Below are 24,586 nucleotides of genomic sequence, written 5' to 3' on the forward strand. Positions count from 1 at the left end.
CGTCCGCTGTTCCGATGTGACCCTCTATGAGGGTTCAGTCGTCATCGCCAGCGGAGGAGAAGACCGTATTGTGCGCCTATGGAACGGATCTGGTCGGTTGCTCGCTTCCTTCTATGGGCATAGCGCCCCGATCGACCAAGTTTTTCTTCTCATCGAAAGCGGTTGCCTGATCCTGGCCAGTGAGGCGATGGGGAGGCGTGTCTATAGGAGCCTCGACGACCAGCTGATCCATGCTGCCGGGAATCCGGTGAGGGATCGGACCTCATGAGATGCCCAGCGTGGAGGCGTCGGCGTAACTCCTCGCCGAAGGAGCTGAGGCGCCCCCTCCCCACTCGTCTTGATCGGCGTCCGTCCACGGGGCGGTGATGTGCACGAACCTAGAAACAGGGAGCGGGTCGAAGTCGTGGCCATGTCCAGCGCCGTACTTGCTGTGCTTGCCGTGACAGGTCAGATCGATGTCGACCCGCTCGGCGAGGAGCCGGATCCCCCGGACTGCTTCGTCGGCCCGGCCGTTTCGTATTTTGATGGGCGCGCGACCGGAGCGGTCCAGGTCTCCTTGGTATGGCGGGGCAGGAACCTCAATAAGGATCTTCAGAGTGGTCACCGATCGGGTGATGGCCGAGGGCGGATAGCAGACGAGGCCTTCGGGCAGTGGTTCGAGATGTCTGACGTCTCAACCGCTGTGACTGGAGGCCTCGCTGGTCCCCTATCCTGCCGCACTCGACCTGCCGCATGCGCTTGTGGAGTGGGTCACGATGCTGATCGTCACCCGCGAGGGTGACCGCCGGTGCAAGCTGCGTCCCTCGCAACGCGCCATCATCACCCTGGTCTACCTGCGCGAGCACACCACCTACGCAAAGCTCGCCGCGGGCTTCCGGATCAGCGAAGGCACCGCCCACGCCTACGTACAGACCGTGATCAAACTCCTTGCTTCGAGAGCACCGTCCCTGACCCGGGCCCTTCGCCGATCATGTCCCGAGTACGTCCTGGTGGACGGCGCCATCGCCGAGTGCGACCGGGTCGGCGACCACGAACGCGACTACTCCGGCAAGGCCAGAAGGCACGGCGTGAACATCCAGGCCGTCACCGATCCCGCGGGCGTCCTGATCTGGTACTCACCCGCACTGCCCGGCCGCACTGTCGACATCACCGCAGCCCGCACCCACCGCATCGTCACCATCTGTGAACGACTGCGGATCCCCGTCCTCGCCGACAGGGCCTACGCCGGAGCCGGCGGAACCTTCCAAGTGCCGTTCAAACGCCACCTCGGACGACCTCTCACCACCAGACACGCAGCCGTCAACAGAGCACACGCACGCCTCCGCTTCCCCGTCGAGCGCGCCTTCGCCCGACTCAAGGCATGGCGGATCTTCCGCAAAGCGCGGGTCAGCCCCAACCGACTCACGTCAATCACCAAGGCTGTCCTCACCCTCGAGAGGCGACGCTGAAGATCCTTAATGAGCCTCTTTCATCCTCTGCTGGCGGGTGAAACGGGCTGGCCGACGGGTGTGGCGAGGAGGCAGGGTCCCTCATCGTCGGCGTAGTGGTCCACTCATCACGCCGGCGCCCGGATCGCGGAGGGGCATGAGGCTGAGCCCGGACGTGAGTTGGGGACCAGATGGGGACCACACGGTGTGCGCGACGGTGCACGACGAACCGTCATGCGCACCGTATGCGCCCGGATTAAGTCCGCTATATCCAGAAAATACCCTTGACCCTCACTCCTGGGGGTCAAGGGGTCGCAGGTTCAAATCCTGTCGTCCCGACTCGAAAGAGTCGCAGGTCAGAGGCCGTTTCAGAGCAATCTGAAACGGCCTCTGACTCGTTTTCGGGGACCAGTTGGGACCAGTTGGGACCAGTTGGGGCAAGCTGGGGCCAGTTGGTGTCATTTGCGGCCAGTTGGGGACCAACGCACCTGACCAGGGCGAAGCGCACCTTGACCCGCTCAAGGTGCGTGGGCGGAGGGTGTCGCCGTCCCCGGTGGAGTGGGTCTCCTCGAGGACCGTGACCCCGTTGTCCGTGAGGCGCCGTTCGGCGGCGCGGCGGCCCAGGACGTCGTACACGTGCCGCCGGCGGGTGCCGTTCGGGTCGCGGCGGATGCGGTGGCGCCTACTGGAAGCTGAGCCGCTGCGGGTGTGTCGGGTCGGCGGGGCAGGTGTGCACGCGCATCAAGCCGCGGCCGAGGTAGACGCCGACCGGGTCGATCGCGTCCGGGTCGTCGGCCGCATCGCGGTCCTCGAGCGGAAGCCAGCTCCTCGAACCGCCGTCGCATTCCCACTTGTCGACCGTGAGCAGGGGAGGCATCGGTGTGCCGCAGACCGCGCAGTCGACCGGTGCGGGATCGGTGAGGTGCCAGGACGCGAAGCCGCCCACCTTCCATCCCGGGGCGATGGACAGGTCGCCCATGTAGTCGACCTCGTACTCCTCCTCCGCCCGCGCCCGGGCCATCGCGGCTTCGTACTCCTCGTAGGTGTCGTAGCCCTGCGGCTCGGAGGAGTCGTCGGCGTCCTCGTCGTCCTCGTCCAGCAGGCCCTCCTCCCAGTCCGCGATGGCGTCCTGGAGTTCTTCGCTCAGCAGGCCCAGGTACTCGTGCTCGACGACCTGTTCGGGGTGCAGGACGCACGGGGTGGGGACGCACTCCTCGCGGCCCGCCACCGGGGGCTCGGGCTGGTGCGTCAGGACCTCGCCGACTTCCTGCGAGCGCCGCCACCGCAGCACGACGTCGATGGTGCGGTCGGGGCCATGGACCTCGAACGGGCACCAGAACACCTGGAGCAGGTCGTGGCCTTCCGGGCCGACGAGGTCGGGGATGTCCCGGGCGTACAGCTGGGCGACGGCCAGCAGCGGGAGAGGATCCTCGTCCCGGAGATCCGGGGCGTGCTGTCCCCGTGTGATGGCGTCGAGCACGCGCCGCTCCTCGTCGGAGAAGTCGCGTCCTCTCGCCTCCGCGAGGATGCGCCGCTTCAGCCGCACGTCGTCGAGCCGATGGCCGGTGCCCTTGGGGTGCACCGTGGTGCACACCGGCCACGGCTCGTCGGCCGGCCACAACAGCGGTCCCGCCACTGAGCTCTCCTCGGCCTTCGCCACGCCGTGGCGGGGATGCAGGCGCGTGGCCGTGCGCCGGTGGGCGGAGAGGGCGGGGAAAACGGCTTCGACGTCGACGGGGCGCGGGGGTGTGGTGCGGGTCATGCGGTCCTCCATGGCGGTTCGGCAACGATGCTATATGCCGGTTCTGACGTAGCCGGCGGGGTTCTCCAGGCTGTGGCTGAAGGTGAAGCCCTTGTTGCCGAAGGCCGTGAACTCCAATCTGATCGGGATCGGGTTGGTGCCCTCGTAGATCGGCTTGATGTGGTACTGGACGACTTCCTTGTGCTTGTTCACCTGGTCGTAGATGACCTGTTCGACCTGGTCGCGCTGGTCCGGGGAATTCGTCGGGTTGTTGGTCTGCGTCACCAGGTTGTGCCAGGCCAGCCGTCCCTTGCCCGCGCCGCCCAGCCTGTCGGCCAGCAGATGGCCGCGGGCCTCGTTGAACGCGTTGCCGTCACCGCGCCAGCCGGGGGGCCGAAGCCTGCCCGCTTCCGTCCCCTTCTTGGCATCGATGATGTCGGGGCGCAGGCAGGCGTACACGCCTGTGGGACGGCCCAGATGGTCGAGGCGGCCGTAGCGGATGCTGCCGTCCCAGTCGTAGGCGTCCATCTGGCAGCGCTTGGGCGCCAGACCCAGCGGGTCGGTCCACGCCCAGGGGTTGACGACGTACGTGGTGGGGTTGGGCGCCGGGGCGAGTCCGAGCGGGTCGGGGCTGGTGTACCGGGCGGTGTCGGGATCGTAGTGGCGGAAGTAGTTGTAGTGCAGACCGGTTTCCGTGTCCGCGTACTGGCCCGGGAAGCGCAGCGGGGTGTACGCGGTGGCGGAGGTGTTCCACCCGGTGGTCCCCCAGCAGGTGGACCGGCTGCGCCAGGCCGTCTCCCCGGCAGGGGTGACGAGTTCGGTGGGGGTGCCGACGAGGTCCGTGACGATGGCGAAGAAGCGGGCGTCGACCTCCTGGTCGCTCAGCGTCTTGCGCTCGTACTGCGTGAGCGGACGGTGGCCCTCGTACGCCCAGGTGAGGACGGTTTCGGTGGACTCGTCGTACTGCTCGACGAGCAGCGGCCCGTCCCAGGTGAACCGGACGGTCCCGACGACGGTGGAGCCGTCGGAGGACATGCGGTGCTTGGCGCTGCGCCGCCCGAGCGGGTCGTAGGCGTACGTCCACAGGGTGCCGTCGGGCGTGGTGCAGGAGACCAGGCGATCCTCGGCGTCGTACGCGTACTGCCAGACGTCGGGCTTGCGCGAGATGCGGGACCGGCGGCGCTCGACGACCCGGCCCGCGGCGTCGTACTCGTAGCGGACAGCGCCCGCGGAGACGAGCCGGCCGCCGTCGTAGACGCGTGAGCCGCGGGCATCGGCGTGCCCGGCCGCGTCGGGCCAGTGGGCGGCGGTCTGGTTTCCGGCGCCGTCGTAGGCGTAGCTCTCGGTCCAGCCGGGTGCCTCCACGATCAGTGGCCTGCCCACCGGGTCGAGCGAGATCCGCTTGTCACGGCGCTCGGCGCCGGACGGTCGTTCGCCGAGGGAGACCGGGTATCCGTCCGGGCGGTAGGCGTAGTCCCGTGTGCGCAGCGGACCTTCTCCGCCGGGCCCGGTCAGCGTCTGGGTGAGGGGCCTGCCGACCTGGTCCCACACGGTCGTGAGGGTCGTGGCGGAGCCTGGACTTCCCCAGGTGCGGGTCAGCTCCCGGCCGAGTCCGTCATGGGTGAAGTCGAGGGCGTGGCCGCCGATCGTCAGGGACGTGCGGTGGCCTGACACGTCGTAGGACAGCCGGGTGAGGACGCCGGTGGGGGTGGTGCTCGAGGTGCGCTGGCCGACCAGGTCGTAGGTGTGGCGGAGGGTGCGGCCGTCGAGCGTCTCGGCGATGAGCCGGCCCATGACGTCCCGCTCCATCGTCAGGGTGGAGGCGGCGGTCCTGGCTTCGGTCAGGGCGCCGGCGCGGTCGTAGCCGTACCGGGTCACGCGCCCGTCCGCGTCGCGGGCGACCATGCGGTCCATGGCGTCCCAGGAGTAGGTGATGGTCCGGCCGAGCGCGGTGGTCCGCTCGGTCAGGCGGTTGGCCGCGTCGTAGGCGTAGTGGGTGGAGCGGCCCTCGAAGTCCGTCTCCACGACGAGTCGTCCGGCCGCGTCGTAGCCGTAGTGCCAGTTCTGGCCGAGCGGGTTCGTCACCTGGGCGAGGCGGAGTTCCGTGTCGTAGCGCAGCTGTTGGCGGGCACCGTCGGGCGCGATGCGGGCGAGCGGCTTGTCGAAGGGGCCGTACTCGGTCGCCCAGCGTCCTCCGGCGGCGTCGGTGTACGTCAGGCAGTTGCCCTCCGGGTCGTAGGCCCAGGTCTCGCGGCTGCCGTCGGCGCCCGTGCGGGCCAGAAGACGGTCGTCCGCGTCCCAGTCGAACTTCTCCACCGCTCCGAGGGGGTCGATGACGCGGGTGGGCCGGCCGCGGTGATCGCGTTCGACGCGCGTGACTCCGCCGTCGGGGTTGGTGATGTCCACGGGCAGCCCGGCGCGGTCGGAGCGGATCGTGGTCGTGTCCCCCAGGGGATCGGAGACGGTCGCGACCGCTCCGGTGCGATCGTGGGTGAACCGGGTGAGCGCCCCGTCCGGGCCCAGGGTGCCCGTGCAGTTGCCGCGGTCGTCGAAGGTCTGCCGCCATACGGCGCCGTCGACGGTGGTCACCTCCACCGGAAGGTTCCGGTCGTCGTAGCGAGCGGTGGCGGTGCTGCCGTCGGGCAGCCGGACGGCGGTGAGGTTGCCGGCCTCGTCCCAGGTGAGCTCGGTGGTGTGGCCGAGCGGGTCGGTGCGGCTGAGCGGGCAGTCGTAGGCGTCCCAGGTCAGATGGGTCGTGTGCCCGAGCGGGTCGGTCTCGGCGACGACCTGGAGCCGGTCGTTGAGGTGGAGGAGAGACGTGGCGCCGGTGGAGTCGGTGTACCGGGTGATGTGGTGCCCGGTCTCGGGGTGCGTGCCGTAGGAGAAGTGCGAGGAGAGAATGCCATCGGGTCCGACGGTGCGGGACACACGGCCCTCGGCGTCGTACACGTACTGGAACGTGGCGCCGTTGCGGTCGGTCCAGGAGGTGACGCGGCCGTCCCGATCGTAGGCGAAGGACATGGCGGGCCCGTCCGGTCCCTCCGGACCGGTCAGGCCGGTGAGATCGCCGGCCGGGTCGTAGCCGTAGCCGACGACCGTGACCGGTCCCTCAGGCCCACGCACGGCCAGCGAGGCGACCCGTGAGTCGTCGGCCGTGACCTGGACGACGTAGCCGCCCGAGTGCGACACGGCGGTGGGTGCGCCGTCGGGGCGGCGCGAGAATTCGACACGGTTGTCGTTGCGGTCCTGGATCGCGCTGAGCCAGTACGCGGTCGAGCCGCGGTAGGGGCTGGAGGTGAACGTGCGCACCAGGCCGGTGTGCGGATCGCTGATCTCGTACGAGGTCTCGTCGCCGGCCAGGCCGCCGTGCACCAGCGGGAGTCTGTCGCCCTCGACCGGCAGCACCTTCTCACCGTCGGGCCGTGGCAGGCGGGGGTACAAGAGCAGGGAACCGTCCTCACGCACCCATATCGCTCCCTCGCCGGCCTGCCCCGCCTCGATGCGCTCGTCGAGGGTGGAGGCCCAACTCCGGCCGAACCAGTGGCCGTAGCGGTAGGTCGACAGGTGCGTACGGCGCAAGGTGAGCGGCAGGACGCCGGGCAGGGTGAGATCGGTCTGCGGGAGCAGCATCTTGCCGGTGGCGACGTCCACGGGGTCGTTCTTGCAGACCGTCTTGTCCAGCGAGACGCTGTTGCGGCGCGGATCGTCCGCCGCGTCGCGCACCGAGTTCGGCCGCGTCCGTGTGTCGTGACCGGGGTCGTCGCGGCGGGGTCCGCGGCTCCCCGCGGGGCGTTCGCGGTCGTCGGCGTCACCCTTCCCGCCTTGCCGGGCGAGGCGGTCGCGGATGGCGTCGTCGTTGTTCTTGTGGTCGACGGATATCTGCTTCACGGCCTTCGGCAGCGTCCTGCCGACGTGGTCGCCCATGGCCTTGGCGGACTTCACAAGGGCGCCCATGGCCTTCTCGATGACAGGGTCGAGGGCGTCGGCGATGTCGTCGCGGCCCTTGTTGCGTCCCTGAGCGGTCTTCGCCTTCGTCAGTCTGCCGGTCGTCCTGCCGTGGATGCCGGCGCTCACGCCGTTCAGTCTCGTACCGGCGCTGTCGTGCTCGTCGTGCTCGATGTGGAAGCCCTTGCCGCCGGGGCGAGCGCCGCTTCCTCCTGCCGAGGCGAGGTTCAGGCCCTCCTTCGCGCCCTGCACACCCTCGTCGAAACCGTCCTTGCCGGCCTGCTTCGTCTGGTCGAGGTTCACACCGTTCTGCACGCCCAGGGCATCCATGCCGATCTGGACCACGAGATCCGCCGCCATGTTCTCCAGCGCGGAGACGGCCGGCTCGGTCATCACCCCGACGATGTGACCGACCGCCTCCTCCATCGCACCGGTGATGAGCTTCAGCAGCTGCTTCTTCGTGAAGGCGATCGCTCCGGCACCCAGCAAGGCGGAGAGGCCACCGGTCACCGGGATCAGCGCCATGGCGAGACCGGTCTGGCCGGCCAGGACCCCGAGCTCCGCGACCGCCTTCCACTTCATGCCCTCGATGGCACCGGCCGCCATGTCGAGTGCACCGGCGATCGTCCGGGCCGCGGACACCATGTCCTTCAGGTGTTTGCCCTTGACTTTGCCCCAGTGCTCGTTCAGCGCGTCCATGGCCTCGCCGTGCCCCGACGACAGCAGGCGTTCCATGTGGTTGTTGGCGAGCTGGCCGTCATCGGCGAGGTCGTCCGCGAACTCGCGCAGGGCATCCGCCATCTCGCGGTAGGCGTCCTCGTCGACGTTGGGCCAGTTCACCCCCACCAGATCCAGAAGCGTGTCCGCCCAGTCCGGGACCGTGACAGCCATGTTCGAGAATCCCCCCGTGCGCAAGCCTGTTCGCAGAATGCGAGTGCGAATACCTTGCCATGGGGAGCCGCCGTCGAACAACGCGACGTCTCGGCCGAATCGGCTCCCACCGCCGCGGTGTCGGGCAGCTCGGCCTGCTTCCGCGCCGCCGAAGCCGGTCCATGGGGAGACCCGTTCCAGGACAGTGAGTTCACGCCGGAGGGCCGGCCGGACGCGATCGTCGGCCGGGCCGAGGCGCGGTGGCGCAGCGAGGCGGCGGCGTACCGGATGGGCGGCGACCTCGAGGACATCGTGAAGACGCTCAACGAGCGCCTGACCGCGCTCTATGACCGCACGGTGCCGGTCGTCCTGGCCCGGCAGGGCGAGGCCCGCGAGGCCTTCGTGGGCGAACTCGACCGCTGGGAACGGCAGATGGAGGATCTGCAGGCCGCGCAGAAGTGGCCGCATGCCGTGGTCATCACGGGGCACGCCAACTCCGGTTCGTCCGCGCCCACTTCGGCCTCGGACCGTACGCTCCCGAGGCGGTGGCCGGCTACCTGCGGCAGACGTGGCGCACCCGACCCTGGGCGATCGCCGTCGCGGCCGAGCAGCTGCGCGTGTACGCGGACAGTCCGCCGGGGCGGCTGCGGCTGCGGCTGCGGCTCGGTGAGTACGACCGGCTGCCCGACGTGGGGCCACCGCCCGAGGAGATCCGGGACCGGCTCACGGGCCTCGCCGGCCGGCTCTACGGGAGCCTGGCGAACGGACAGGCGCCACCGCCTGCCGCGCCCGCGACGTCCTGGGAGTGGCGGGCCCGCTTCCCCGCGCCGGCGCAGCTGCTCGGCGGGTGGTTCTCGCAGGACGTGCCGGACGAGTTCGGCGACCACGAGGCCGCGCTCGCCGACTACCCGGCGGGCACCGGCAGGGGGCTCGTCGCCCGGCTGGCGGGGGAGTTGCACGACCTCCTCGCCCTCGGTCGCGACGAGGACGGTCCGGCGGAACCCCCGGCACGTCGAGGGGAACGGCCGTGCTGCGGCGGGTGGGGTCAGGGCTTCGGGACCGTGTCGATGTAGGCGGTGCCGGTGCTGTGGAAGCCGTTCACCGTCTTCTGGACGTCCGACGGGGAGACGGCCTCTTCGGCCTTGTAGTAGACCCAGTCGACCTTCATGTCCCAGCTGCGCGGGCCACCGGCGAAGGGGAGGTCGATGAACCAGTTGCTGAAATGGATGTCCATCCGCTCGCGCGGGACGTACCTGCCGGAGCTGGTGAAGAGCTCCTCGCCGTCCAGGGAGTAGGTGACCTTTCCGTCCATGGCGGTGATCACCATGGTGTGCCAGCCCCCGAGGCGCCGCTTGAGGGTGTTGTGGACCCGGTCCGGCGGGTCGGCCTTGAACCAGCTGACGTTGTCGAGCTGCGGACCCACCGAACCCCAGCCGCCGTTCGGCAGGTACTCGAAGTCGAGTTCGCTGTAGTTCTCCGAGGAGTCCGCGGGGGAGATCGGGAAGAAGGTCTGGACGACGTGGTCGCCGTCGCGTCCGCTCGTGGGCTTGTCGCTGAGGTGGACCCGGGCGGCGTAGGTTCCCGTGAAGAAGTTCCGGCTCGTGGTCTGCACCTCGGCCTGCGTGGTGCCCTGCGCGGTGCCGTCGGTGGAGGAGCGCAGTCGTAGGACCTTGCCCCCCTTGGCCGTCGGGTCGGAGGGGAAGGCGGCGCCGTCGGCGCTCCAGGTGTCCTTGATCCCCGGGCCGCCCCCGCCGGTACGGATCTCCCAGCCGTGCGCGGCGAGGGAGGGGTCGTCGACGCCGGTGTAGTCGAAGGTGTCGAACAGGGTGCCCGGCGGTCCGGTGGGCGTCGGTGAGGCGGTCGGCGCGGGCCCGGCGGCGTCGGTGCCCCCGCCGGTCGCGGGGGTGGCGGAACACGCGGCGAGCACGCACAGGACGGCGGGCAGCGTGAGCGCGGTCCATGCTCGGCGGCGGGAGGCGCGACGAGAGGTGCGACGGGACTGGCTCACACGGGCTCCTTGGGGCGTAGAGGCGGTGACTGGACACGCCCGTTGTCATGCGGAGCGATCGCCGGCCGCATGAATCGAGCGGTCATCCTAGCGAAGGATTCAAGCCATCCCGCCTCGTGTTCGCGACCCGGTCACCCAAGGGTCGGGACCTGCTCGTCGACATACCGATCCGGTTACGGCGCCCGATCGGAATATGCCAAATACGCACATCGTGCGCCAATCGATTCGGGTCATGCGCTACGGTCCGCTCTACGCTTCAGCGGTCTCCACACCCTGCACAAAAAGGCCACAATCAATGCGCCATGCCGCCACATCTTCCCGGCGCGGATCGGTCCACCCGGCACAGCCCGGCGTGGCCGAATCACGTCAGGTGGAGCCCGCTCCGGCACCGGTGTTCGTCGACCAGTCCGGTCTGCGCAGCCGTCTGCTGCGGCGCTTCGGCTGGCCGGTCTCCGTGGTCGGCGCGATCCTGGCGGCCGCCATGGGCGGCAGCCTCATCGGCGTGCAGTCCGACGCCCCGGCGATGGGGATACCGCCGAAGCCCTCCTACCTGCCCGCCACGGGGCCCCTGTCGCCCTCCTCCTAGAGGGCGCGGTCTGCGACACCCCACCCCAGACGTTCGGGCATCACGCCGGACATCGCGACATTCCATGGCATACGGCGACCATCGTGCCGCCCGGAGCAACACCTGCGGGCCGGGCCGAGCGCGCCTGATCGTCCGCACCACCCATCTCCAGGAGCGCCCTTGTCCCGCCACCAGCGTCGTCGGCAGTCCCTGCTGAGACCGCGCCGACTGGCTGCGCCACCGCTGCGCTTCTTCATGCCGCTGTCCCTGCTGGCCTGCTTGCTCGCGCTCCTCGTCCTGCGGGGCCTCGCCACCAACGAGGCGTTCCACGACACCCGGATCGCGACCTCGGTCGACAAGACGACCGTGCCGGAGAACCTGCTCAAGGGCGGCCCGATCATCGACGCGCGCGGCGCCAGGAACGAGCGCCCCGTGAGTTACCGGATCCCCGACCGCACCGTGGTCCTGAGCTTCGACGACGGCCCCTCGCCGGAGTGGACCCCGAAGATCCTGGACGTGCTCGCGGCCCACGACATCCGCGCGGACTTCTTCGTGACCGGCGCGATGACCACGCGCCACCCGGAGCTGATCCGGCAGATCGTCGCGGGCGGCCACGAGATCGGCGTGCACACCTTCACCCACCCCGATCTCGTGTACCAGTCCGAAGCCCGGATCAGCTGGGAGCTGGCGCAGACGCAGCTGGCCCTGGCCGGCGTCGCGGGCGTCCACAGTGCGCTGTTCCGCCCTCCGTACTCCTCCGACGCCTCGGCGCTCGACGACTGGAACTACCCGGTGATCAAGTACGTGGGTTCCCACGGCTACCTCACCGCGTTCATCGACCGCGACACCCACGACTGGAAGCGCCCCGGCGTCGACGCGATCGTCAAGGCGGCGATGCCGCGCAAGCCCGGCGCGGGCGAGCTGATCCTGCTGCACGACGCGGGTGGCGACCGTACCGAGACCCTTGCCGCGCTCGAGCAGATCATCGAGAAGCTGCAGGGCGAGGGGTACCGCTTCGCCACCATCTCCGAGGCACTCGGCGCCACCAACGCCACCGTGCCGGTGCACGGCTACCAGCTGTGGGCGGGCAAGTGCTTCATCTGGGCCACCCAGGCCGCCGTGCTCACCCTGCCGGTGCTGGTCGCGCTCCTGGCCGTCGTCGGCTTCCTCAACTTCGGACGGTTCGCGCTGATGCTCGTCCTCGCACCGCTCCACGCCCGGCGCTCCCGGCGGCGGGACGCGTGGGGACCGCCGGTCACCGAGCCGGTCACCGTCCTCGTCCCGGCCTACAACGAGCGCGAGTGCATCGCGAACACCCTGAACTCCCTCGCCGCCAGCGACTATCCGATCGAGGTGATCGTCGTCGACGACGGCTCGACGGACGGCACCGCGGACATCGTCGAGGAGATGGGACTGCCGTTCGTCCGGCTGATCCGCAAGGCCAACGGAGGCAAGTCCACCGCGCTCAACGTCGGCATCGCGGCCGCGTCGTACGACATCATCGTGATGATGGACGGCGACACCGTCTTCGAGCCGTCCACCGTGCGCGAGCTGGTCCAGCCGTTCGGCGACCGGGGGATCGGCGCGGTCGCGGGCAACGCCAAGGTCGGCAACCGCGACAGCCTCATCGGCGCCTGGCAGCACATCGAGTACGTCCTCGGCCACAACCTGGACCGCCGGATGTACGACATGCTCAACGTCATCCCGACCATCCCCGGCGCGGTCGGCGCCTTCCGCAAGGAGGCCCTGCGGCGGGTGGGCGGAATGAGCGACGACACCCTCGCCGAGGACACCGACATCACCATGGCCGTGCTCTGCGACGGCTGGCGGATCGTCTACGCCGAGCGCGCCCGTGCCTGGACCGAGGCCCCCGCAAGCCTCCAGCAGCTCTGGTCCCAGCGGTACCGCTGGAGCTACGGCTCCATGCAGGCGATGTGGAAGCACCGCCGCGCCGTGATCTCCAGCGGCCCGGCCGGACGCTTCGGCCGCCTCGGGCTGCCGCTCGTCGTGATGTTCGGCGTGGTCGCCCCGCTGCTCGCGCCGCTGGTCGACATGTTCCTGCTGTACGGCGTGCTGTTCGCGGACGCCCCGATCACCCTCGCCAGCTGGGGCGGCTTCATCCTGCTCCAGGCCGCGCTGTCCTGGTACGCCTTCCGGCTCGACGGCGAGAAGACCCTGCATCTGATCAGCCTGCCGATCCAGCAACTGGTCTACCGGCAGCTGATGTACATCGTCCTGCTGCAGTCCACGATCACGGCGCTGACCGGTGGCCGACTGCGCTGGCAGAAGCTCCGGCGCACCGGCGAGGTCGCCGCACCGGTGGAGGCCTGACCATGACCGCGTCCTTCGAGTTCGGGGGCAACCAGGAGACCCTCCGGCTGCGCGTCCCCGCCGCTCTGCGGCGGGAACCGGCGCGCGAGCCGGAGCCGGACCCCACGGCACCGTCCAGGGCCAAGGGCGGCCGGGACCGCTATCTCGACCTGCTGCGCGCCCTGGCACTGGTTCGCGTGGTGCTCTACCACAACTTCGGCTGGTTCTGGCTGCCCGTCGTCTTCCCGTCGATGGGCGTGATGTTCGCGCTGGCCGGGTCGCTGATGGCCCGGTCCCTCAGCCGGCCCGCCCTCGGCGTCATCCGGGGCCGCATGCGCCGGCTGCTGCCGCCGATGTGGCTGTTCGGCGCGGTCGTCCTCACCCTCCAGATCGTCGACGGCTGGGGGCCCGAGGCCGAGGGACACCCCGACTGGTGGTGGGGCAAGCTGCTCTTCTGGCTCGTGCCGCTGAGCACCCCGCCGTACGCCGAATCGCTGAACGGGTTCGACCACCTCGTGGGGCAGGGCTGGGCGGTGCAGGTCGTCGTCCCGCTCTGGTACCTCCGCGCGTACCTCTGGTACGTCCTGCTCTCCCCGTTGATGCTGTGGGCGCTGCGGCGGATGCCGGTGGTGACGCTGTCCGTGCCGCTCGCGGCGACGATCGCGATGAACACGTTCTTCACCGACCAGGAGTTCCTCTACGGCCGGGTCTGGGAGAACCTCAGCGACTTCGCCATGTTCGGCTCCTGCTGGATCCTCGGCATGGCTCACCAGGAAGGTCTGCTCAAGAAGATCCCTCAGTACATCGTGCCGTCCGTCGCGCCGCTGATCATGGTGGCCGGCTGGTGGTACCTGCAGACCCGACCGGTCGACCCGACCGTGCCCACCGACATCGAGAGCTGGCCGATCGCCCAGGCACTGTGGTCCTTCGGCTTCGTCGCGATCCTGCTCCACGTCAGTCCCTCCTGGGAACAGTGGCCCCGACCGCTGGAACGCTGGAACGGTCTGATCAGCCTGCTCAACGCACGCGCGGTCAGCGTCTACCTCTGGCACCAGGCCGCGCTGGTGGCCGCCATCCCGCTGATCGACCCCCTCTGGTCCGTCGGCTTCTTCTACGAGCACTTCCAGTGGCTGCTGATGAGCCCGTGGTTCCCGCTGCTGGTGGCGATCCCGCTGACCGGACTGCTGGTGCTGACCTTCGGCTGGGTCGAGGACGTGGCAGCGAAGCGCTCTCCGCGGCTCTTCCCGTACTCGCGCCGCGTGCGGGGCAGGCGCCGGGCCGGCGCCTGACGCGGGCCGTCTGCCGACGCGGGCCTGCGGCTGACGCGGGCCGGGGCGACCTAGATGACGCCGTCCCCCCCGGAGGGGTCGGCGGCATGAGGCGACGTCTAACCGGCGGCGAGATCGATGACCGAAACGGTGTCGTCGCCGCTGTTGGCGACATAGACGCGATCGCTGTGGGGCTCGAAGGCCAGGCCCTCTGGTCGGGAGCCCACCGGGAGGGTGGCGCTCACGCTGTGGGACGCGGCGTCGATCACCTGCACCGTACCGTCGACGTGAGTGACATACGCGTTGCCTCGAGAGTCGACCGTCACGCCCACGGGCCCCGCTGCCACGTCGACATCGGCGACGCCACCCCCACCGGCATCGATCACCGACACCGTGTCGAAGCCCGAGTTGGCGACGAGGACACGATGCCTCTGGGCGTCCACCACGATGCCGGTGGGCTGCCGGCGTACCGGGACGGTCGCCACGACCCCGTCGGTCGCGGGGTCGATCACCGCCACGCTGTCGAAGTCGGGCCGGGTGACGAAGGCGAGGTGACTCACGGAGTCGACCGCCACGCCGAGGGCACCGGGGACCTCGATGAAGTGGGGCGCGAACGGGGGCGGCGCGCCGCTGATGTCGATGATCGACACCCTGCCGAAGCCGCGGTTGGTCACGTACGCGCGACTGAGCTGGTGATCGGTCGCCACCCCCACCACGGCGGGTGGCGGGTGGAACGGGCCTTCGACGCTGACGGTGCCGATGACGGCGTTGAGTCTGTCGATCATCGTCACCGTGTTGTCGCCGCCGTTGGCCACGCAGACGCCGAACTGAGGATCGGTCGCGACGCTCTCCGGGCGCCTTCCGACATCGATGGTGGCGGTCACCGTGTTGGTCGAGGAGTCGATGACCGAGACGGTGTCGGCGCCGCTGTTGGTCACGAAGACGCGGTCGTGGACACTCACGGCCACTCCGGCCGGCTTCGCTCCCACCGGGATGTCGGCTACGACACGCAGCTCTTCGGCGTTGGGCACGTTCATCACCACATGACCTTCGTGACCCCGACGACCCCGGGCGAACGCATGGACCCGACCGCTGACCCGACCGCCGCCCCGACCGCCCCCGGTCGCCAGTGGTCCACATCAGACCCTGCATTCAAGTATGGGCGCGAACGTTGCGCCCTGCGAGTCGGATCGCGTTTCCGGGGACGGTTCGGTCAGGCGGGGACGGTCCGGTCAGGCGGGGAACCCGCTCACAGGTTCCTGGCCTCGATGACCTCCTGTTCTGCCCGCTCGACCGCGAAGCGTGCGGTGGAGTCGCCCCCTTCGCGCCGTACGGCACCGCGTACCAGAGCGAGGTAGAAGAGGGCCGGTGCGCAGGGAGACCATCGCTCCTCGGGCTCGTCGGCGATGAAACCGAGCACGGAGGCCGGGTCGGCGGGCACGAACTCGAAGCGGTCGTGCTCCCACTTGTCGGTGACGCCCCGTGTCCAGCGGAGCCGCAATGCCTTCTCGTCGAGGTCGGGCAGCACCGCTCGGAAGAAGGCCGCCCACTGGTGGTTGTCCAGGTCGAGACCGAAGCCGAGGAGTTCGAGGTCGAGCGTGTCGGTGGCGAGGACGGCGAGTTCCTCGTTCAGGGCCCGCCGGGCCACGGCGTGCAGGCTGACCGGACGGCCGTCCTCGGGCAGGTCGTGCTGACGGGCCAGACCTTCGTTGGCGGACGAGTTCCACCGCGAACTGTTCGGCCCGGCCACATGGCTGCTGCGCCGGGAGAACAGCATCCTGCCGTCCTTGCCCGTCTCCACGGCCACGTTGACTCCGAAGCTGCAGTTCATCCAGGCCGGCGCGTGGGCCGGGTCCTGGCTCTCGAGGTACTGCTCGCGCAGGGTGCGGCCGTTGTCCTGGCGACGCCCGAGGTTGAGCGACGTGGTGAGGAAGTCGTAGTAGTCGGCGTCCTGCAGGGACAGGGTGACGACGGCCTCCTCGTCCAGATGGGTCCGCGTCACGACCACCCGCTCGACGGCGAAGCGGTCGTTGTTCCAGCGATGCGGCAGCCCGCGAGCCGCCTTGCGCAGTTCCTCCGCCTCGACGGCATGCCGCCAGTCGCCGATCTCGCCCGGGAACTCGACGCGTTGTGGCCGGTACCTGACGCGGACGTTCTCCTCCAGGATGGGACGGGTACCGTCACCCTCGTAGATGTGACAGCCGGTCTCCCGGGAGACCACGGTGAACCTATCCCTGTTCATCATCAACTTCCCCTCAAGTAAGCTCCGTTGACACTGCACTGAGCCACGGTCGCAAGCATCTTCATGATACGGAGTGGTGTGGTCACCCACTTGTCGTCGGTCAGGTCCGCGCGGCAGTCCTCCTCGCTGGTGGGCACCGTGGCGGTGTCCGGCTACGCGCATCCCGACGAGGGCAGGCGGCAGGAGCTGAGCCGGCCGTACCTCGCGGACGTCCGCGACGAGTTCGCCGGCATCGCCCGGGAACAACTGGGTTTCGGCAGCCATCTGGCCATCGACGGAGGCGGGACCGAGCGCCGGCGCATCTGGGACGGGCTCGAGGACTTCCTCGCCCACGACGCCGAGCGCAAGATCCTCTACTGGACGGGGCACGGTGTCCACCGGGGGCCCGAGGGGTACTTCCTCGCCTGCGCGGACTCCTGGGAGTCCGGCCGCTTCGCCCCCGAACGTGCCCTGTCCGTCACGGACCTGGTGGACCGTCTGCTGCGTCCCGACTGCGAGACCGACACCCTTCTGATCATCGACGCCTGCTCCTCCCACGACCACCTCACCGCCGCGCTGCGCCACGCGCTCGGCCTGGAGCAGGGGAGTGTGAGCTGGGCGCGGCGGCATCGCCGTGCCGGGTTCGCCGTCATCGGAACCTCGGGACTGGACGCGCAGGTCGCCGAAGGCCGATGGGTGAGGTGGCTGAAAGAGGCCCTGGTCACACCGGACTTCGTCGCACCGGACTACGCCCGCCCCTTCGAGCCCTCGGCCCTCTACCTGCCCCTGCCGTACCTACGGGAGGCCGTGGACGCCGAGGCGGCGGCCTCCGGGCTGGACGAGCCGACGCAGCGCCCGGGATTCACCGAGGTGCGTTCGCTGCCCAACAGCTTCCTCCTCAACCCGCACTTCCGGGACGCCGAGCGCCGGATCTACACCCCCGCGACGCTGGTGGGACGGAGACCCTGGGACGAGACCGAGCAGTTCGGACTCGGGGAGGACGGCCACCTCCGCCGCCACTTCGCGGGCAGACAGCGGGCCCTGGCGCGGATCGTACGGTGGATGGACACCCACCCGCAGGGGCTGCTGGCCGTGACGGGCCTGGCGGGGGCGGGGAAGACCGCTCTGCTCGGGCGCCTCGCCCTGACCTCGACGCCGGAACGGCGGGAGGCCCTCGGGGCGGAGACCGACCCCGCGACACTGCCGAGGACGGGCACGGTGCACGCCGCCCTGAGCTGCCGGGGCCGCTCGGTCCACTCACTGACCACGGCGCTGTGGCAGGTGCTGTCGCACTTCGAGGAGATGGAGGCGCCGCCGTCGTCCGAAGGGCCGGTCACGCCCGAGCAGTGCCGTCGCGCCGTCGACCGTCTCGTGGCCAGGGCCGGCTCGCTGAATCTGCTCTTCGACGCCCTCGACGAAGCGCTTCCGGACCAGGCCCACGAGATCGCCCGGCACCTGCTCAACCCGCTGGCCGGACTCCCGGGCGTCCGCGTCGTCGTGGGAACCCGGGCGCAGCCCAGGAGACGTACCACCGCGCCCACCGAGGAGGAATCGCTCCTCGACACGCTGGACCAGACCGTCGACCCCGTGGTCCTCGGGGACGACGAGGAGGCACGGCGGAGCATCACCGCCATGGCCCGGTCGGTGCTCGACACGGAAGGCTCTCCCTACGAGGGGCGGGACAGGACCGACACCCGGGACACGACCGCCCGGCTCATCGCCGAGGGCAGCCACGGCTCGTTCCTCGTGGCACGACTGGCCGCGGCGGAACTCGCCCGCCGGCCGCGGGCCGTCACCGAGCGGGACCTGGCGTCCTGGATGGGTTCCGGCGGAATGGACCTGCACGAGCGTCTCGCCGTGGAGGTCCGCCACCTCCGGGAGCAGCCCGGCGCGAGACGCGCGCACGAAGTGCTCCGGGCCCTGGCCGTGCTCCAAGGGCCGGGTCTGCCGCCGGGGCGGACCTGGCTGGCGATGGCCAACGCCCTGCGGGAACCGCGCACCCCGGAGATCACCCTCGGCGATCTGCGGGAGGTGTGCGCGAGCGCGGGCGGCGGCATCGTCGCCCCGCAGACGGCTCGGCACGCCGACGGGACGGCGTACACGATCCATCAGCTGGCCCATCCCGGCTACGGCGAGTTCTTCCTCACCGGCGCCGGGCTCGGCACCCGGGAAGCCCATCGGAAGGTCCTCGAGGCACTCCGCGACCACGTCGCGGGCGACTGGGGCGACGCGGACGCGTACACCGCCGCCTACCTGGGGTCCCACGCGGCGCAGGCGGGGCGGGAGGAGCTGTACAGCCTGTTCGAGGACGTGGAGTTCCTGCTGCGGACCGACCCCGACGTGATGGTCCCGTTCGTGGCCGCCCTCGCCAGGGACTGCGACGAGGCCGCCCTCTACGGCCGGGTCGCCGGCTCCTTCGGCTCCACGTCGTACCCGCCCTCCCCGGACGCCCTGCTGGCCCGCAGGTCACTGCTGAGCGCCACCGCCTTCGTCAGCCACCGGGACGGGGCCTACCGGGCACTGTCGGCGGCAGGCGGATTCCTCCCCTGGCAGGAGTACTGGACGGACAGGAATCCCGAACCGGTGGAATGGCGGCGTGCCGCACCCCAGGGCGGGGCCATGACGCTGAGCTGGCGCGCCCGCACGGGAGCGGGGGACCCCATGCCCGGTGACACGCTGACCGCCGGCGGACGCGGGGAACTCCTGGTCCTGCACCCGGAGACCGGCGCCCGGCTGATGACCCGTCGTGCCCGGGGATCGGCGGGCGCACGGGAGAGCGCCCTGACCGAGGCGCGGGAGGTGGGGACGGGAGCGCACCGGACGACCGTCGCCCGTGACGCGGAGGCCGTGTACTTCTGGGGTTCCGGATCCCGTCTGCCCGACCAGGTCTATCGCTGGGGTGGTGCCGTCGGCGCCCTCGCCGCGGGCGAGCGGGCGTCGGAGACCGTCGTGCTCGCGGCGGACGGGCGGCGGATGTGGATGTGGTCCTGGAAGAGCGACCTGCCCCGGCACGGCAGTCCCCTGACGGACATCCGCCGTATGGACGTCGACCGGCTCGCCGCCCTGCCCATCGGATCCCGTCTGTTCGTCCTGGCCGCAGGAAGCCGGGCCGAGCTGTTCGAAGTCCGTCCGGCGGGCACCGGGGCCGACAGGCTTCAGGCACGGACGGATCTCGGCGCCCTCGACGAGCCCGCCCGTGCCGCCACGGCGTTCGCCGCGCCTGTGCCCTCCCGGGCGTTGCGCGGACCGTCGGCAGGAGGGGTGCGGGGCGAGGCACGACAGGGCTGGATCGCGGTCGCCGACGGACGGCGCATCCGCGTCTGGTGCTGCGAGACGCACCCGGCGGCGCCCCTCGCGCCGCCCACGGTACGGCTCGTCCGGGAACTCGAATCCCCCGCCCGGGGGCTCGTCTTCGGGCGCCACGACGCCGAACTCCTCATCGCCGGATACGAGGAGGTCGCCGTCCGGGTCTGGGAGGTCGGCGGGACGCAGCGGGAAGCCGCCTTCCCCCTGGACGCGCCCCGGGACGGAGCCATGGCCTTCGAGCCCCACGGCCGGGGACTCCTCGCCGTCGCCGACGGCCCCGACATCCGCATGCTCGACGTGGCCTCGGCGCTGCACACCGGGCACGGGACCCGGCGGCGCCCGAGCAACCAGAGCCCGGCGGTCGTGTTGGCCGAGGCGCCGCACGGGCCGCCGCTCCTGTGCCGCACCTGGGGCGACCGCGTCCTGGTGTCCCGCCCGGAGCAGGGCGCTCCGGCCGGCGCCCCGGTCACCACGCTCACCCACCGGGGGCTGGTGACCGCCCTCGCGGCGGTCCACACCGCGGGCGGGTGGGCGGTCGTCGCCGCCGCGGAGCGCACCGTACGGATGTGGCGGCTGTCCGAGGACGCACGGTCGACCGGTGCCCGGTACGACCTCCGGCTCGGAGGGGACGCCGGGGATCAGGTCCCCTCCCTCGGGCTCGTGGTCGACCCCGCATCGGCCAAGCTCCGGCTCTGTGTGCCGGACGGAGGGAGCGTCGTCCACGCGGACGCGCCGGCCGACGGCTCGGCAGGGTGGAGCGAGGGGAAACCGATGTGGGTGGGGCTGCAGTGTCTCGGGGTCGACACCCGAGTCATGCGGGACGGGACGTACTGGCTGGCCACCGACCTCAGTGACGGACTGCGCCTGTGGAAGTCCGGTGAGGAGCGCCGCACGACGGAGCATCCCCTCACGTCCTTCCGACCGGCCCATCTGACGCTGGGGGAGCGGTACGACCCCGAGGACGAGGAGTCCTTCCCCGTACTGGCCTGGGCGGACGGCGGCGTCTACGTGAAGGACTGCTCGGCCGGATTCGGGATGGCCCCCCAGCGGTTGCCGGGCGGGGTGTCCAAGGTGACGGCACTGGCGTTCGCCGGTCCTCCGGAGCATCCCGTACTGCTGGTGTGCGACGAACGGACGGCACCGCGCGTCTGGGACGTGACCGCGCGGAGGTGGTCGAGCGAACAGGGCGTCCCATGGCGGGGATACGCCGTGCACGCGGTGGACGCCGCCCAGGATCCCGCGGGCCCGGTCGTGGCGCTCCAGGGGCGGGACCGCTGCGATCTGATCCGGTTGCCCGGCACCTTGCTCACGCACGGGACGGCCCTCACGCACGGGACGGCCCGCCACCGCGACCGGCCGTGAGACGGCGCACGGAAGCCGCGCGCAGGGCGGCACAGGAGCAGCACACCCGTACCCCACGCAGGACCGAGGAGGACGCGATGGAGCACGACCTGGTGGTGTTCGTGCCGGGATTGCTCGGCACACGGCTGCGGAGGGACGGCAGGGACGTCTGGGGCGAGTACGGCGAGGCCCTGCTCGGTTCCGGGCCGCCCGCCGCACCGGCCCTTGCTGCGCTGGCCCTCCCCGCCGGCCTCGGCGACGCACTGCCCGACGAGCGGTTCCGGCTGACGGCGGACGAGCTCCTCACGGTGCCCGACGCGATGCCCGGACTCCTCTCCTGCATGGGGTATCCGGACCTGCGCGCCGCCCTCGGCGATCCCGTCGAAGGCCAGTACCTCCCCTTCCCGTACGACTGGCGCCTGTCCCACCGCCTTGTGGCCGGCCTTCTGAAGGTACGGGTCCAGCGGGAACTGGCCCGGTGGCGCGAGCAGGTCGACCGTCACTATCCGGACCGCCCCGACGAACCGAAGGTCCTGCTCGTCTGTCACTCCACGGGAGGGCTGATCGGCCGCACCTACCTCGAGTGCGCCGGCGGGCGGGAGACCGCCCGCGCACTCGTCACGCTGGGGACGCCCCAGCGGGGCCTGGCGCAGGCCCTCCGGCTCCTGACCGGCCACGCGATCGGGGACGACGAGGCGCCGGGAGTGGCCGCCCGGCCGGTGAACGAGGCGTTGCGCGACCTCGCCCTCACCCTGCCGTCGATGGCGCAGCTCCTCCCGGTCTACGAAGCGGTGCGCGTCGAGGGGAAGAGCCGGCCACGGACCGTCGACGACCGCCGGTATCCCGTTCCCGACCTGCCCACCGCTCTGGTCGAGGACGCCTTGTCCTTCGACCGGCGGTTCCACGAGGCACGCGAGGCGCATCGTCACACCGACACCGACGGCCGCCTCCCCTACCGGGTCCACACCGTGGGCAGCAGGGCGTTCACCACCGTACGGACCGTGCGGCTCTCCTCCGACGGAGCCCGGTTGGTCACGCGGCACGACGACGGCCTCGTCGCGCCCGGCGACGGAACCGTGCCCGGCGACTCGGCCGTCGCGGAGTGGGCCGTCCAGGACGGGACGGCGACGCACTGGATCGAATGCCGGCACGGCGACATGGCGAGTGCCGCCGCTGTCGGCGAGATCCTCGCCGCCGTCCGGAAGGGCGACCCGCCGGGCGGCATGCTCGCCGGAGACGAACAGATCTCCGTCTACGCCCCCGAATCGGCACTCGCCGGCGAACCGTTCAGGGTCTCCGTCGTCGGGACCGGCCTCCAGGAGCGGAACGTACGCGCCGTCATGTGGCGCGTCGGACGGAACGTCAAGCAGCCGGTCGCCTTCACCGCGACCCGGCCCGACCTCTTCGGGGCGGAACTCGAAGCCGGCCCCGGGAAATGGGTGGTGCAGGCCATGGCCGACAGCCCGAGCCGGACGGACCGCAGACTCGTCACCCTCTTCGCCCACTGAGTCGCCACCACCGGGGTCCGGTACGTCCACGCCGCATCCGGGTCCGCAGCCGAAGGAGCGCAGACATCGCCACGCCATCGAACGCCACGGCCACCGACGGACCCGACTGGCCCCAGTGCGACCACCACGGTGCCACGGGCCGGTGCCGAGGCCGCAGGACCGAACCTCATGCGACGTGCCTCGCGCACCTCGACGCCGTCCAGCGCGTCGCGCACCACGCGGCCCTGGCACCCGGCGCCGACCTGGACCACCGGGGCACGCCCTTCACACAGAGCCTCCTGGACGAACTCCTCGGCGCCCTCCGGGACCCGGTGAGCGGGCGGTGCCTCGTGGGGCGCGCCGAGTTCGACGAGGCGAGGTTCAGCGGGGACGTGCAGTTCGACCAGGTCGATTTCACCGACGTGGTGTCCTTCGGGCGAGCGCGCTTCGACGGAGGCGTGTGTTTCCGCGCGACCCGCTTCGGATCGGACGCCCGTTTCGGGGAGACGACGGTCGCGGAAGACACCTGGTTCGACGGATCGGACCTGTGCGCCGGAGTCTGGTTCCGTCAGGCCGTCCTCGGCGCCGCCCTGCGGTTCCAGGTCGCGGAGGTCGGCGGCCGCGCCGTCTTCGACGGGCTGACCGCGGCCGGGGACGTCGAGTTCACCGGCGTAGAGTTCCGGGAGGTCGCCGGGTTCAGCGGGGTGGCCGTCGACGGCGAAGCCTGGTTCGACGGGACGGTGTTCCACAAGGAGGCACGGTTCGACGGGGCCGGCATCGCCCGGAAGGCGTGGTTCGACGGGGCCGTGTTCCGGCAGGCCGCCGACTTCGCCGGGGCGACGCTGGGGCAGGACGTCTCCTTCGGCGACGCGCGCTTCGAGCGAGGCGCGGGGTTCCGCGAGGTGACGATCGGGGGCGACGCGGAGTTCCACCGGACCGGCATCGTGGGCGACGTCGTCTTCCGGAAGGCGACCTTCCTGCGCACGGCGCGGCTGGGACCGCTGGTGTTCGCGGGACTGCTCGACCTGTCCGAGGCCTCCTTCCACTCCGCGGTGACGATCGAGGCGGCGGTGAAGGAGCTGCGCTGCCGGCGGACCCGATGGGGATCGACCGCGGCGCTCCGGCTCCGTCATGCCACGGTGGACTTCGGCGACGCCGTCCTGGAGTTCCCGGTGAGCATCGCGGGCCGTTCCCGCCCGTTCGTCTCGGACGACGGCACGCAGCCGGAGGAGTCCGGTCTCACCGATCCACGGGTCCGCGTCACCTCCCTCCGGGGCACCGACGCCGCACACCTGGTCCTCGCGGACGTGGACCTGACGGGGTGTCTGTTCGCCGAGACCGTGCACCTCGACCAGCTCGGACTGGCGGGACGCTGCCCCCTCCCCGAGGTCCCGGCGGGGATCCAGCGGCGCGGTTGGCTGCCCGTGCGCTGGACGCGCCGAAGGACCCTGATCGAGGAGCACCACTGGAGAGCCGCCAGGCGGCACACGGACGGATGGACGCCGGCACCCGCGGGCACGGACGTGCGCGAACCCGCGGCCGTGGCGCCGGTCTACCGCCAGCTCCGCAAGGCCCTCGAGGACGGGAAGAACGAACCGGGAGCCGCCGACTTCTACTACGGCGAGATGGAGATGCGGCGCCACGACCGCGAATCGCCGCGGGGCGAAAGGGCACTGCTCCTGCTGTACTGGGCGGCCTCCGGGTACGGCCTGCGGGCGACGCGCGCGCTGGGCTGGCTGCTGCTGGCGATGACCGCGACCGTACTGGCGATGATGGTGTGGGGCCTGCCGAAGGACGACCCCACGGCGCGGAGCACCGGGCAGATCACCGGCACCGGCTTCACCGTGACCACGGACACGGCGGATCCCGTCAACCCGCAAGGCCCGTACGGCCGGCGCCTGTCGGACGAACGGTTCGAGAAGGCTCTGAGGGTGGTCATCAACTCCGTGGTCTTCCGGTCCTCCGGTCAGGACCTGACCGCCGCCGGAACCTACATCGAGATGACCTCCCGCATCCTCGAACCCGCCCTGATCGGCCTCACCGTCCTCGCGGTGCGCAGTCGCGTGAAGCGGTAGCGGCGGTGGCGGTCGTGGTGGC

The 24,586-nt window shown here is 70.8% G+C and carries 14 protein-coding genes; 8 read left to right on the forward strand and 6 right to left on the reverse strand.

From position 1 onward, the window contains the following. Nucleotides 1-262: 262 nt before the first annotated feature. A complete protein-coding gene (locus tag ACFQ79_RS22660; protein WP_383586244.1) occupies nucleotides 263-604 on the reverse strand; it encodes a hypothetical protein in 342 nt (113 codons plus the stop codon). Between the two features lie 94 nt (nucleotides 605-698). Between ACFQ79_RS22660 and ACFQ79_RS22665 the strand changes: the two genes are divergently transcribed. Next, complete coding sequence (locus ACFQ79_RS22665; protein WP_383586294.1) at nucleotides 699-1,448, forward strand: transposase family protein; 750 nt, start codon at nucleotides 699-701, stop codon at nucleotides 1,446-1,448. 661 nt (nucleotides 1,449-2,109) lie between these two features. Here ACFQ79_RS22665 and ACFQ79_RS22670 read toward each other — a convergent pair. Next, entirely contained in the window at nucleotides 2,110-3,189 is a 1,080-nt protein-coding gene (locus tag ACFQ79_RS22670) for a hypothetical protein (RefSeq protein WP_383586246.1), read from the reverse strand. Between the two features lie 30 nt (nucleotides 3,190-3,219). Beyond that, nucleotides 3,220-8,004 (reverse strand): DUF6531 domain-containing protein, encoded by a 4,785-nt coding sequence (locus ACFQ79_RS22675; RefSeq protein ID WP_383586248.1) that lies wholly within the window; start codon nucleotides 8,002-8,004, stop codon nucleotides 3,220-3,222. Nucleotides 8,005-8,528: 524 nt separating this feature from the next. Here ACFQ79_RS22675 and ACFQ79_RS22680 point away from each other — a divergent pair. Beyond that, nucleotides 8,529-9,056: a contact-dependent growth inhibition system immunity protein gene (locus ACFQ79_RS22680; protein ID WP_383586250.1), complete on the forward strand. Its 528-nt coding sequence runs from the start codon at nucleotides 8,529-8,531 to the stop codon at nucleotides 9,054-9,056. Here the strand turns inward: ACFQ79_RS22680 and ACFQ79_RS22685 are convergent. Next, nucleotides 9,029-9,991 carry a glycoside hydrolase family 16 protein gene (locus ACFQ79_RS22685; RefSeq protein ID WP_383586252.1) on the reverse strand — a complete coding sequence of 321 codons (963 nt, stop codon included), beginning with the start codon at nucleotides 9,989-9,991 and terminating at the stop codon, nucleotides 9,029-9,031. The two genes, ACFQ79_RS22680 and ACFQ79_RS22685, sit on opposite strands and share 28 nt — an antisense overlap. 352 nt (nucleotides 9,992-10,343) lie before the next feature. Between ACFQ79_RS22685 and ACFQ79_RS22690 the strand changes: the two genes are divergently transcribed. The 3 genes from ACFQ79_RS22690 to ACFQ79_RS22700 all read left to right on the forward strand — a co-directional run bounded on the left by ACFQ79_RS22690 (nucleotide 10,344) and on the right by ACFQ79_RS22700 (nucleotide 14,155). Continuing rightward, complete coding sequence (locus tag ACFQ79_RS22690; RefSeq protein WP_383586254.1) at nucleotides 10,344-10,577, forward strand: hypothetical protein; 234 nt, start codon at nucleotides 10,344-10,346, stop codon at nucleotides 10,575-10,577. Nucleotides 10,578-10,811: 234 nt separating this feature from the next. Then, entirely contained in the window at nucleotides 10,812-12,887 is a 2,076-nt protein-coding gene (locus ACFQ79_RS22695) for a bifunctional polysaccharide deacetylase/glycosyltransferase family 2 protein (RefSeq protein WP_383586296.1), read from the forward strand. Nucleotides 12,888-12,889: 2 nt separating this feature from the next. Then, entirely contained in the window at nucleotides 12,890-14,155 is a 1,266-nt protein-coding gene (locus ACFQ79_RS22700) for an acyltransferase (RefSeq protein ID WP_383586255.1), read from the forward strand. A 98-nt stretch (nucleotides 14,156-14,253) separates the two neighbouring features. On the opposite strand, the gene ACFQ79_RS22705 is transcribed toward ACFQ79_RS22700, so the two are convergent. Beyond that, complete coding sequence (locus tag ACFQ79_RS22705) at nucleotides 14,254-15,171, reverse strand: YncE family protein (protein ID WP_383586257.1); 918 nt, start codon at nucleotides 15,169-15,171, stop codon at nucleotides 14,254-14,256. A gap of 212 nt (nucleotides 15,172-15,383) precedes the next feature. Next, nucleotides 15,384-16,379, reverse strand: coding sequence for a translation initiation factor 2 (locus ACFQ79_RS22710; protein ID WP_383586259.1), 996 nt, complete (start codon nucleotides 16,377-16,379; stop codon nucleotides 15,384-15,386). A gap of 75 nt (nucleotides 16,380-16,454) precedes the next feature. On the opposite strand from ACFQ79_RS22710, the gene ACFQ79_RS22715 reads away from it, so the two are divergent. From ACFQ79_RS22715 to ACFQ79_RS22725, 3 genes are all read left to right on the forward strand, one after another. Further along, entirely contained in the window at nucleotides 16,455-21,023 is a 4,569-nt protein-coding gene (locus ACFQ79_RS22715) for a peptidase C14 caspase catalytic subunit p20 (protein ID WP_383586261.1), read from the forward strand. A gap of 77 nt (nucleotides 21,024-21,100) precedes the next feature. After that, complete coding sequence (locus ACFQ79_RS22720; RefSeq protein WP_383586263.1) at nucleotides 21,101-22,510, forward strand: esterase/lipase family protein; 1,410 nt, start codon at nucleotides 21,101-21,103, stop codon at nucleotides 22,508-22,510. A 329-nt stretch (nucleotides 22,511-22,839) separates the two neighbouring features. Continuing rightward, nucleotides 22,840-24,564 (forward strand): pentapeptide repeat-containing protein, encoded by a 1,725-nt coding sequence (locus ACFQ79_RS22725; protein WP_383586265.1) that lies wholly within the window; start codon nucleotides 22,840-22,842, stop codon nucleotides 24,562-24,564. Nucleotides 24,565-24,586: the final 22 nt, after the last annotated feature.

Origin of the sequence: Streptomyces sp. NPDC056480, from assembly GCF_042795405.1 — a bacterium.
Lineage (GTDB): Bacteria > Actinomycetota > Actinomycetes > Streptomycetales > Streptomycetaceae > Streptomyces.